The following is a 12903-nucleotide window of genomic DNA, read 5'->3' as shown; positions in this document are numbered from 1 at the left end:
GACGAGGGCTTCGGTGGGCGTGGTGAGGGTGTCGGAGCGGCCGACGGAGACGGCGCCCCGCGTCAGCGCCCACAGGCGGGCCGGGATGCCGGCGTCGCCGAGGGCCTGGATGGTGGCCAGCACCGGGTGGGCGGCGTCGAGCCCGTCGCCCGGAAGGACGGCGACCCCGGCGACGGGCAGGTCCCCGGCGGCCGAGCGCAGCGCGTCGGCGCAGACCGCCCGGTCGGCGCCGGCGGGGAGCGCGACCGGGACGACGTCGGCGCCCTGCGCGGTCAGGGCCGCGGCGATCCGGTCGGCGCGGGCGGTGTCTGCGCCGCCGACGAGGATCCAGCGGCCGGTCAGGGCCGCGGCCGGGGCGTCCGGCAGGCGGTGCCACACGGTGCGGTACCGCAGGGCGCCGACGGTACGGGCCGCCTGCGTGCGGCGGCGCCATCCGGCGAGCACCGGCAGGACCTCGCCGAGCCGTTCGCGGTCGGCGTCCCCGGCGTCGAGGGCGGTGAGGATCGTGTCGACGTCCTGGCGCTCGACGGCGTTCCAGAACACGCCGTCCTCCGCGGCCGCCGCGGTGGCCGCCGCTGCCTCGGGCCAGAAACGCTCGCGCTGGAAGGCGTACGTGGGCAGCTCGGCGCGGCGGGCGCCCGATCCCGCGAAGTACGCGGCCCAGTCCACCTTCGTCCCGCGGACGTGCAGTTCGGCGATCGCGAGGGCCAGGGCGCGGAGCTCACCCGTGCCGCGTCGCATCGCCGGCACGCAGTGGCGAACGCCGTCGGCGGCCGCTCCAGTCGTGGTGGCGGTCGCGACGGCCGTTTCGGCGGCCATGGCGGACAGGACGCCGTCGGGGCCGAGTTCGAGCAGGACGCGAACGTCCTGTGCGTACAGGGTGCGGATGCCGTCGGCGAAGCGGACCGCCTCGCGGACATGGGTCACCCAGTACGCGGGGTCGGTGAGGTCACCGGTCAGGTCACCCGTGACGTTCGACACCACCGGGATACGGGGGGCGTTGTACGTCAGCGACTGCGCGACCGCACGGAAGTCGGCCAGCATCGGGTCCATCAGCGGCGAGTGGAACGCGTGCGAAACGGTCAGCCGCTTGACCTTGCGGCCCTGGGACCGCCACGCCGCTTCCAGGCCGTCGATCGCCGTCCCGGCGCCCGACACCACGACGGCGTCGGGCCCGTTGACGGCGGCGATCGTGACGTCCTCCCAGCCCTCGATCGCCGCGAGGACATCGGCCTCGTCGGCCTGCACGGCGAGCATCGCGCCGCCTTCCGGCAGCGCCTGCATCAGCCGGCCGCGGGCGGCCACCAGCCGGACCGCGTCCTGCAGCGACAGCACACCCGCCACATGCGCGGCGGCCAGCTCACCGATCGAGTGACCGGTGACGAAGTCGGGCGTGACGCCCCAGGACTCCACCAACCGGAACAGTGCCACCTCAAGCGCGAACAGCGCTGCCTGCGTGTAGACGGTACGGTCCAGATCCGCCGACCCGGCCTCGAACATCACTTCCCGCAGCGGCCGCTCCAGCTCCGCGTCGAAGTACGCGCACACCGCGTCCAGAGCGTCCGCGAACACCGGGAACGCCTCGTACAGCTCCCGGCCCATGCCGGACCGCTGGCTGCCCTGGCCGGTGAAGAGGAAGGCGGTGCCGGGCACGGCACGGGCGGTGCCGCGGACCGTACCGGCAGCGGGCTCACCGGCGGCCAAAGCGGCCAGGCCGGCGAGGAGTTCACCGCGGTCGGCGCCGACGACGGCGGCGCGGCGTTCCAGCGCGGCCCGCGTGGTGGCGAGCGCGTGTGCGACATCGCCGGGCTCGGCGTCCGCGACGGCGGTGGCGAGGCGGGCGGCCTGGGCGCGCAGGGCCTCGTCGGTGCGGCCGGAGACCACCCAGGTGTGGGGGGTCGCGTTCTCGGTGGGCTCGGGGACGGGCGCGGGCTCGGTCGCGGGCTCGGGCGCGGGCGTGCCTTCGGGCGTGTGCTCGGGCGCGGAGGGGGCCTGCTCGATGATGGTGTGCGCGTTGGTGCCGCTGACACCGAAGGAGGAGACGGCGGCACGGCGGGGTCGGCCGGTCTCGGGCCACGCGGTGGCCTCGGTGAGCAGGCGTACGTCGCCGGCCGACCAGTCGACGTGCGGGGTCGGCTCGTCCACGTGCAGGGACGCGGGGACGAGGCCGTGGCGCATGGCCTCGACCATCTTGATCACACCCGCGACACCCGAAGCGGCCTGGGTGTGGCCGATGTTGGACTTCACCGAGCCGAGCAGCAGCGGCTGCCCGGTCGGGCGCCCGGCACCGTAGGTGGCGATGAGGGCCTGCGCCTCGATGGGGTCGCCGAGCGCGGTGCCGGTGCCGTGCGCCTCCAGGACGTCGACGTCGGCGGGTGTCAGGCGGGCGCTTTCCAGCGCCTGGCGGATGACACGTTGCTGGGCGGGGCCGTTGGGAGCGGTCAGGCCGTTGCTGGCGCCGTCCTGGTTGACGGCCGAGCCGCGCACGACGGCCAGCACCTCGTGCCCGAGCCGGCGGGCGTCGGAGAGCCGCTCGACCAGCAGGACACCGACGCCCTCGCCCCATCCGGTGCCGTCCGCGGCGGCCGCGAACGGCTTGCACCGCCCATCGGCGGCAAGACCCCGCTGCCGGCTGAACTCGACGAACGCGCCCGGCGTGGACATGATCGTCACACCGCCGGCCAGGGCCATCGTGCACTCGCCGCCCCGCAGTGCCTGCACGGCCAGGTGCAGCGCGACCAGCGACGACGAGCACGCCGTGTCGACCGTGACGGCCGGGCCTTCGAGCCCGAAGGTGTAGGAGAGGCGGCCGGACACGACGCTCGCGGCGCTGCTGGTGGCGAGGTAGCCCTCGCCGCTCTGGGCCGCGGCGGCCAGCAGGGCGGCGTAGTCCTGCCCGTTGGAGCCGATGAACACACCCGTGCGGGAGCCGCGGACGGAGGTCGGGTCGAGCCCGGCGCGTTCGAACGCCTCCCAGGTGGTCTCCAGCAGCAGCCGCTGCTGCGGGTCCATCATCAGGGCCTCGCGCGGCGAGATGCCGAACAGGCCCGGGTCGAACGTCTCGGCGCCGCGGACGAAACCCCCCTGGGTGGCGTAGGTGGTGCCGGGGTGGTCGGGGTCGGGGTGGTGGAGTGCTTCGGCGTCCCAGCCGCGTTCGGCCGGGAAGTCGCCGATGGCGTCGGTGCCCGCGGCCACGAGGTCCCACAGGTCCTGGGGCGAGGTGACGTCGCCGGGGTAGCGGCAGGCCATGCCGACGATGGCGATGGGTTCGTCGGAGGGCAGGAGGGTGGCGTCGGCGGAGGTGACGTGGGAGTTCTCACCGGCCGCCGCAGTACCGGCCGCCGGCGTGCCGACCGCCGGTGTGCCGGCCGTGGTGGTGCCGGTCGCCCGGTGCAGGTGCTCGGCGAGTTCGGCGGGGGTCGGGTGGTCGAAGGCGACGGTGGTGGGCAGGCGCAGCCCGGTCAGGGTGGTGAGGCGGTTGCGCAGCTCGACGGCGATGAGCGAGTCGAAGCCCATGTCGCGGAAGGCGGTGCCGGGGTCGACCTGGTCGGCGGACGCGTGGCCGAGGACGGCGGCGACCTCGGTGCGGACGACGGCCAGCAGGGTACGGGCCCGCTCCGGCGCGGTGAGGCCGGCCAGCCGGGTGAGCAGTTCGGGCTGTCCCGCCGGGTCCGGGACGCCGGCGGTCTCCAGGGCGGCGCGGGCGGCGGGCACCCCGGTCAGCAGGGGGCTGGGGCGGCTGGTGGTGAAGCTGGGCGCGAACAGGTCCCAGGCGACGTCGGCGACGACCACGGTGGTGTCGCGGACGGCGAGCACGGTACGCAGGGCGGCGAGCGCGCGCTCGGGGGCGAGCGCGGTCAGGCCGCGGCGGGCGACATGGTCGCGGGCGGCGGCGTCGGCCGCCAGCCCGGCGTCGGCCCACGGGCCCCAGCCGATGGAGGTGGCGGCCAGACCGCGGGCACGGCGCCGCTCGGCGAGGGCGTCGAGGTGGGCGTTGGCGGCGGCGTAAACGGCCTGTCCCGCGCTGCCCCAGGCGGCGGCGATGGAGGAGAAGAGGACGAACGCGTCGAGCGGCCGGTCGGCGAGCAGCGCGTCGAGGTGGTCGGCGCCCGCGGCTTTGGCGGCCATGACCTCGGCGGCCTCGGCGGGGGTGGTGGCGGCGAGGGCGCGGATCTCGCCGAGGCCGGCCGCGTGCACGACGGCGGTGAGGATGCCCTCGGCGTCGACGGCCGCCAGCAGCCGGGCGACGGCGGCGCGGTCGGCCATGTCGCAGGCGGCGAGGGTGACGCGGGTGCCCGACGCCTCGATCTCGGCGGCGAGTTCGGCCGCGCCCGGGGCGTCGGCGCCGCGCCGCCCGGCGAGGACGACGTGCTCGGCGCCGGACCGCGCGAGCAGCCGGGCGACCTGGCCGCCGAGGGCGCCGGTGCCCCCGGTGACGAGGACGGTGCCGGAGGGACGCCACTCCCCCACGCCCGTGGCGGGCGCCGGGGCCGGGGCGAGACGGCGAGCGAAGACGCCGGAAGCGCGGACGGCGGTCTGGTCCTCGGCGGCGCGCCGCGTGCCGTCCTGGGTGAGGACGGCGGCCAGCCGGGTGGCGGCGCGGTCGTCGAGGACGTCGGGCAGGTCGACCAGTCCGCCCCAGGCGCCGGGCAGTTCGAGGGCGGCGACGCGGCCGAAGCCCCAGATCGCGGCCTGTGCCGGGGATACGGCCGCGTCGGAGCGGCCGATGGCGACGGCGCCGCGGGTCACGCACCACAGCGGCAGCGCGACGCCGGCGTCGGCGAGGGCCTGGACGAGGGTGAGGACGTGGACGAATCCGTACGCGAGGGAGGGGAGTCCGGGGTGGGGGCGCTCGTCGGTGCCGGCCGGAGTGAGGATGCCGCGGGCGCCGGGGTGGTCGGCGGCGGCGCGGGTGAGCAGCTCGGCGAGTGCGCCGCGGTCCGCGTCCGCGTCCCACGCGAGGGTGACGACGGTGCCGCCGGAGCCCTCCAGGGCCCGCACGGTGTCGGCGGCGGCGCGGACGGCGGTCTCGGGGGCGTCGGAGGGCAGTGCAAGCAGCCACGTTCCGGCGGCGGGAGCGGAGGGGGCGAGGTCGGCGGGCTCCCAGCCGACACGGTAGCGCCAGGCGTCGACGGCTCCGGCCTCACGGCGCTTGCGACGCCAGGAGGACAGCAGGGGCAGGACGTCGCCCAGGGCGGGCGCGTCGTCGCCGCCGAGGTCGAGGGCAGCCTCGACGGCCGCGAGGTCCTGGCGTTCGACGGCGTCCCAGAAGCGGGTCTCCACGGCGTCGGCGCCGGCCGCCGCGCGGGCGGCGGGCATGGCGGTGCCGTCACCGGCGAGCCAGTAGTGGGTGCGCTGGAAGGCGTAGGTGGGCAGGTCGACGCGCCGGGCGCCGGACCCGGCGTAGTACGCGGCCCAGTCGACGCCGGCGCCTCGGGTGTGCAGGCCGGCCAAGGCCGCGGTGAGCGCGGGCGCCTCGGGACGTGCGGCCCGCAGCGCCGGGAACAGCGCGGCGCCGGAGGCTTCGCCGAGCGCCGAGCCGGACATCGCGCCGGTGTCGTCGTGGGCGAGGACGCCTTGCGCCATCGCGGACAGCACGCCGTCGGGACCGAGTTCCAGGTAGGTGCGGACGCCCTTGCCGCGCAGCGTGGCGATCCCGTCGGCGAACCGCACGGCCTCGCGGACATGCCGCACCCAGTACGCGGGGTCGGTCAGGTCACCGGTCAGGTCACCGGTGACGTTCGACACGACGGGGATACGAGGGGCGCTGTACGTCAGCGACTCGGCGACGGAACGGAAATCGGCCAGCATCGGGTCCATCAGCGGCGAGTGGAACGCGTGCGAGACGGTCAGCCGCTTGACCTTGCGGCCCTCAGAACGCCACACCGTCTCCAACTCGGCCACGGTGTCGCCCGCGCCGGAAACGACGATCGCCTCGGGCCCGTTGACGGCCGCAATCGTCACGTCCTCGCGGCCCGCCAGCGCCTCCCGTACGACCGACTCCTCCGCCTGGACGGCCAGCATCGCGCCGCCTTCGGGCAGCGCCTGCATCAACCGGCCGCGAGCAGCCACCAGCCGGACCGCGTCCTGCAGCGACAGCACACCCGCCACATGCGCGGCCGCCAGCTCACCGATGGAATGGCCGGCCAGGAAGTCGGGCCGCACACCCCACGACTCCACCAGCCGGTACAGCGCCACCTCAAGCGCGAACAACCCCGCCTGCGTATAGACGGTACGGTCCAGATCCGCGGAGTCGGCCTCGAACATCACCTCCCGCAACGGCCGCTCAAGCTCCGCATCGAACAGCCCGCACACCTCATCCAGCGCCTCCGCGAACACCGGGAACACCCCGTACAGTTCACGGCCCATGCCGGACCGCTGGCTGCCCTGGCCCGAGAAGAGGAAGGCGAGCCTGCCGGCGGTGCCGGGGGTGGCGGTGCCGTCGACGCGGCCGGGGGCGGGGGTGCCGGCGGCGAGCGCCGTCAGTCCGGTGATCAGGTCGTCGCGGGTGGTGCCGAGGAGGACCGAGCGGTGCTGCCAGGCGGTCCGCGAGGTGGCGAGGGAGTGGGCGACGTCCCACGGGTCGGCGGAAGGGTTCGCGGCAAGGGCGTCCAGGAGGCGGGCGGCCTGGGCGCGCAGCGCTTCCTGGCCGGTGGCCGACAGGGTCCAGGCGAGGGGCGCGGTGCGCACCGGGCCGGCGACGGGCAGCATGTCACCGGCGGAATCGGCAGAATCGGCGGACCCGTCGGAGCCCGCCGATGCGGCGGGCTCGGCGGCGGGGTCCTGCTCCAGGACGACGTGGGCGTTGGTGCCGCTGATGCCGAAGGAGGAGACGGCGGCGCGGCGCGGCGCGGCGGTGGACGGCCACTCCCGCTCCTCGGTGAGGAGTTCGACGTCGCCGGCGGTCCAGTCGACGTGCGTGGAGGGCCGGTCGACGTGCAGGGTGCGGGGCAGCACGCCGTACCGCATGGCCTGCACCATCTTGATGACGCCCGCCACACCGGAGGCGGACTGGGTGTGGCCGATGTTGGACTTGATCGAGCCGAGCAGCAGCGGCCGTCCCTCGGGCCGGTCCTGGCCGTACGTGGCCAGCAGCGCCTGCGCCTCGATGGGATCGCCCAGCGCGGTCCCGGTCCCGTGTGCCTCGACGACGTCGACCTGCTGCGGGGTGAGGCGGGCGTTGGCGAGGGCCTGGCGGATGACGCGCTGCTGGGAGGGGCCGTTGGGCGCGGTCAGGCCGCTGCTGGCGCCGTCCTGGTTGACCGCCGAGCCGCGGACGACAGCGAGTACGTCGTGCCCATTGCGGCGGGCGTCGGAGAGCCGCTCGACCAGCAGCATGCCGACGCCCTCGCCCCAGCCGGTGCCGTCGGCGGCGTCGGCGAACGCCTTGCAGCGCCCGTCGGCGGCCAGACCCCGCTGGCGGTGGAACTCCACGAACAGGCCCGGGCTCGACATGATCGTCACGCCGCCGGCGAGCGCCATCGTGCACTCGCCGTCGCGCAGCGCCTGCACGGCAAGATGCAGCGCGACCAGCGACGACGAACAGGCGGTGTCGACGGTGACGGCCGGGCCCTCAAGGCCGAAGGTGTAGGCGAGCCGGCCGGAGACGACGCTGCCCGCGTTGCCCGTCAGCAGGTGGCCCTCGGCGCCCTCGGGGAGCGCGCCGTCGGCGGCCGAGCCGTACGCCTGCCCCGCGGCGCCGACGAAGACGCCGACCTGGTTGCCGCGAATGGCGGACGGCACGATGCCGGCGCGTTCGAACGCCTCCCAGGACGTCTCCAGCAGCAGCCGCTGCTGCGGGTCCATGGCCAGCGCCTCACGCGGCGAGATGCCGAAGAAGGCGGCGTCGAACTCCCCCGCGTCGTAGACGAAACCGCCCAGCAGGGTGGGGACGGCGGCGAGGTCGTCGGCCTCCGGGCCGGCGGCGCCGGAGCCGGGCAGCGGCCAGCCGCGGTCGGCGGGGAACTCCGCGATGGCGTCGACCCCGTCCGCGGCCACGCGCCAAAGGTCCTCCGGGGAACGCACCCCGCCGGGGAAGCGGCAGGCCATGCCGACGATCGCGATCGGCTCGCGGCTCGCCTCCTCGACCTCGCGGAGCCGGCGGCGCGCCTCCCGCAGGTCGGCGGTCGCCCGCTTCAAGTAGTCGAGGTACTTCTCCTCATTGACCATTTCGCGTCCCTCTTTGGGCGTTCTCAGACGGGGGGCGGTGCGTTTCAGGACGCGCCGAGCTCGTTGTCGAGCAGATCGAAGAGCTCGTCCGCGGTGGCTGCCTCGAGCACGTCGGCGGCCTCGTCGGCTGCCCGGCCCCGGCTCGTGGTGGTCCAGGACGACAGCACGTCGCGCAGCCGCGCCGTGATGCCGTCGCGTTCGCCGTCACCGGCGGCGACGCTCGCGAGGAGCGCCTCCAGGCGGTCGATCCCGGCGTGCACCGAGGGCACCGGGGACCGGTCGCCGTCGGGGAGCCGCTCGCCGAGGTGGGCGGCCAGTGCCGCCGGTGTCGGGTAGTCGAAGATCAGGGTCGCCGGCAGGCGGTGGCCGACGGCGGCGCCGAGCCGGTTGCGCAGCTCGACGGCCGACAGGGAGTCCACACCGAGTTCCAGGAAGCCCCGGCCGGCCTCGACGCTCTCCGCGGAGCTGTGGCCCAGGACCAGGGCGGTGTGCCCCTGGACGAGGTCCAGCAGGGCCTTGTCCCGTTCGGCGCCGGCGAGGGCGCCGACGCGGTCCAGGAAGTCCTTGGCCGGGTCGGCGCCGCCGGGTACGGCGGCGGCCCGCTTGGACTGCCGGCGCACCAGCGCCGCCAGCAGCGGCGGCAGTTCGCCCGCGTCGGCCTGGCGCCGCAGGGCCGCCGGGTCGAGTTCCATCGGGACGAGAGCGGCCTCGGGGCGGGCGAGCGCGGCGTCGAGGAGGGCCAGTCCCCGTTCCGTGGTGAGCGCGGCGACGCCGGAGCGCGCCATGCGGCGCAGGTCGGCCTCGGCGAGCTCGCCGGTCATGCCGCCGGTCTGCGACCACAGGCCCCAGCCGAGCGAGACGGCCGGCATTCCGAGCGCGCGGCGGCGGTGCGCCAGGGCGTCGAGTTCGGCGTTGGCGGCAGCGTAGTTGCCCTGTCCCGCGCCGCCGAAGACGGCGGAGGCGGAGGAGAAGAGCACGAACGCGGCCAGGTCCTGGTGCCGGGTCAGCTCGTGGAGGTGGTCCGCAGCGACGGCCTTCGGACCGCGGACGCTCTCCAGCTGCCCGTCGGACATGGCTTCCACGACCGCGTCGTCCAGAACACCCGCGGTGTGCACGACGGCGGTCAGGTCGCGGCCGTCGAGTACGGCGGCCAGCGCGTCGCGGTCGGCGACATCGCAGGCGACGGCCTCGGCCCGGGCTCCGGCCGCGGCGAGTTCCGCGACCAGCTGCCCGGCTCCGGGGGCCTGGGGGCCGCGGCGGCTGAGCAGGAGCAGGTGACGGGCGCCGTGTTCGGTCACCAGGTGCCGGGCGACGTGTGCGCCCAGCGAGCCGGTGCCGCCGGTGATCAGGACGGTCTTGTCCGGGTCGAGGTCGTGCGGAACGGTCAGGACGACCTTGCCGATGTGACGGGCCTGGCTGACGAAGCGGAACGCCTCCCGCGCCTGCCGCACATCCCAGCACCGCACCGGCGACACCGACACCGCACCCGCCGCGAACAACTCCAGCAACTCCGCCAGGAGTTCGCCGATACGCGCGGGCCCCGCCTCCACCAGGTCGAACGCCCGGTACACCACACCCCGCGGCACCGACCCGGCATCCCGAATGTCGGTCTTGCCCATCTCCAGGAACCGCCCACCCCGCGGCAGCAGTTCGAGGGAGGCGTCCACGAACTCCCCGGCCAGGGAGTTCAGGACCACATCCACACCCTCGCCGTCGGTGACCGCCAGGAACTTCCCCGCAAACCCCGTGTCACGCGAGCTGGCGATGTGGTCGTCATCCAGGCCGAGGCCGCGCAGCGTGTCCCACTTGCCCGGGCTCGCCGTCGCGAACACCTCCGCACCCAGATGCCGGGCCAGCTGGATCGCCGCCATCCCCACACCACCGGCACCCGCATGAACCAGCACCCGCTCACCCGCCCGCACCGACCCCAGATCCCGGAACGCATACCAAGCGGTCAAGAACACGATCGGCACCGACGCCGCCTCGGCGAACGACCAACCCTCCGGAATCGGCGCGAGCATGCGGTGGTCGGCGACGGCGGAAGGAGCGAAGGCGCCGGGGAAGACGCCGGTCACCCGGTCGCCGGGGGCGAGGCCGGTGACGGCCGGGCCGGTCTCCAGGACGACGCCGGCGCCTTCACCGCCCAGAACGGGGGCCCGGCCCGGGTACATGCCGAGGGCGCCCAGGACGTCGCGGAAGTTGACGCCGGCCGCGCGCACCGCGACCCGGACCTCGGTGGGCGCGAGCACGGGTGTGTCGCACGGTACGAGGTCGAGGGCGTCGAGGGTGTCGCGGGTGGCGCTGTCCAGCCGCCAGGCGCCCGGCGGCGGGGTGAGCGTGTCGGCGCCGGCTGCCGGCCGCAGGCGGGCGGAGGTGACGCCGCCGTCGCGGACGGCGGTCTGCGGCTCGCCCGAGGCCACCGCGCCGGGCACGGCCGGCCACGAGGCGGCGGTGCCGTCGGTGTCGACCAGGACGATCCGTCCGGGGTGCTCGGACTGGGCGGACCGCACCAGGCCCCACACGGCGGCGGCGCCCGCGTCGCAGGCCCCGGTGTCGGCGCCGGTGACGACGGCGGCGCGGGTGAGGACGGCGAGGGTGGCGTCGGCGAAGCGGTCGTCGGACAGCGAGTCCCGCAGCAGCGCGAGGGTGTGCCGGGCGGCGTCCGGGCCCGCTGCGGTGACGGCGACGACCCGGGGCGCGCGGGCGGCGGCCTCGTCCAGACCGGTGAGTACGGTCAGGCCCAGGCCGTCGGCGGCGCCGAGGGTGTCGGGGCCGACGAGCGCCCAGTCGGCGGCGCCGGTCCCGGGCACGCCGGCCGGGGTCCAGTCCACCCGGTACAGGCCGTCCGCGGCGTCGCCTCCCGCGCGCAGCTGTCCGGCGTCCACCGGCCGCAGGACCAGGGCCTCGACGGACAGGACGGGCGCGCCGCTGACGTCGGCGGCGGTCACGGCGACGGCGTCGGTGCCCGCAGCGGCGATCCGCACCCGCAGGGCGCGGGCGCCGGTGGCGTGCAGGGCCACGCCGGAGAACGCGAAGGGCAGGTGCCCGCCGGGGGTGCTGATGAACGCGCCGAGACCCACCGGGTGCAGCGCCGCGTCCAACAGCGCCGGGTGAACGGCGTAAGTACCGGCCTCCGCGGCGCGCTCCTCGGGGAGTACGACGTCGGCGCACAGGGCGTCGCCGTCCCGCCAGACGGCCCGCAGGCCCTGGAAGGCGGGGCCGTAGGCGTAGCCGCGGGCGGCGAGGGCGGCATAGAAGTCGTCCAGCGCGACGGGTTCCGCGCCGGCCGGCGGCCACTGGGTGCCGTACGCCTCGGGCGCGGGGGCCGGGCCGGTACTGAGGGAGCCGCCGGCGTGACGGGTCCACCGCTGTCCCGCGTCGGGGCCGATGTCGGGGCCGTCCGCGTCGGGCGCGGCGTACACGCCGAAGGACATGCGTCCGGCGGGGTCGGGCGCGCCGACCCGTACCTGGACGCGGACGCCACCGCGCTCGGGGAGAACGAGCGGGGCCTCCAGAGTCAGGTCGTCCACCAGGGTGGCGCCCGCGTACTCGGCTGCCTGGAGGGCGAGTTCGACGAACGCGGTGCCGGGCACGAGGACCGTGCCGAGGACGGCGTGGTCGGCGAGCCACGGGTGGGTCCGCACGGACAGCCGGGAGGTGAACAGCAGCCCCTCGCCGTCGGCGAGGTCGACGGCGGCACCCAGCAGCGGGTGCCCGGCGGCGGTGAGGCCGAGGGCGACGGGGTCGCCGGCGGTCCTTCCGGTGACGTCGACCCAGTACCGCTCCCGCTGGAAGGCGTAGGTGGGCAGGTCGACGCGGCGGGCGCCGGTACCGGCGAACACCGCCTCCCAGTCCACGTCCACCCCATGCGTGAACGCCGCCGCCACACCCGTGAACAACGCCTCCACACCCGCACGACCCGCACGCTGCACCGCAGCGGCCACCACACCGTCGGCACCCCCGGCACCGCTCAGAACGTCCTGAGCCAACGCCGACAGCACACCATCCGGCCCCAACTCCAAAAACGTCCGCACACCCTCGCCGTGCAGGCTGTGTACCCCGTCGGCGAACCGCACCGCCTCGCGGACATGCGTCACCCAGTACGCGGGGTCGGTGAGGTCACCGGTCAGATCACCAGTGACGTTCGACACCACCGGAATACGGGGAGCGTGGTACGTCAGCGACTCGGCAATGGCCTGGAAGTCCGCCAGCATCGGCTCCATCAACGGCGAATGGAACGCATGCGAGACCGTCAGCCGCTTGACCTTGCGGCCCTGCGAACGCCACACCGCCTCCAACTCGGCGATCGTGTCACTCGCACCCGAGACGACGATGGCCTCGGGCCCGTTGACAGCCGCCACCGCCACGTCGTCCCGCCCGCCCAGTGCCTCACGCACGGCCGCCTCATCCGCCTGCACGGCGAGCATCGCGCCACCAGCCGGCAACCCCTGCATCAACCGGCCACGAGCAGCCACAAGTCGGACCGCGTCCTCCAGCGACAGCACACCCGCCACATGCGCCGCGGCCAGCTCACCGATCGAATGACCAGTGACGAAGTCGGGCGTGACACCCCACGACTCCACCAACCGGAACAACGCCACCTCAAGCGCGAACAACCCCGCCTGCGTATACACCGTACGGTCCAGATCCGAGGAACCCTCCTCGAACATCACCTCCCTCAAGGGACGTTCGAGCTCCGCGTCGAAGTACGCGCACACCTCGTCCAACGCATCC

At 75.3% G+C, this 12903-nt stretch carries 2 protein-coding genes; both read right to left on the bottom strand.

Annotated features, from left to right (window positions below; translation table 11 throughout):
- A partial coding sequence (locus K7G61_RS35075) for a type I polyketide synthase (RefSeq protein WP_225851209.1) occupies positions 1-8169 on the bottom strand: 8169 nt, incomplete at its 3' end.
- Between the two features lie 44 nt (positions 8170-8213).
- Positions 8214-12839 carry an SDR family NAD(P)-dependent oxidoreductase gene (locus K7G61_RS35070; protein WP_225851208.1) on the bottom strand — a complete coding sequence of 1542 codons (4626 nt, stop codon included), beginning with the start codon at positions 12837-12839 and terminating at the stop codon, positions 8214-8216.
- Positions 12840-12903 lie beyond the last annotated feature (64 nt).

The sequence above is a fragment of the Streptomyces sp. HPF1205 genome (assembly GCF_020400825.1).
Lineage (GTDB): Bacteria > Actinomycetota > Actinomycetes > Streptomycetales > Streptomycetaceae > Actinacidiphila.
Note: the sequence above shows the minus strand (reverse complement) of the source record. Positions and strands in the feature narration are given on the sequence as shown.

Excerpts from the sequence above, each read along its gene's own strand:
- K7G61_RS35070 (WP_225851208.1), bottom strand. The coding sequence starts at position 12,839 with ATGTTCGAGGAGGGTTCCTCGGATCTGGACCGTACGGTGTATACGCAG.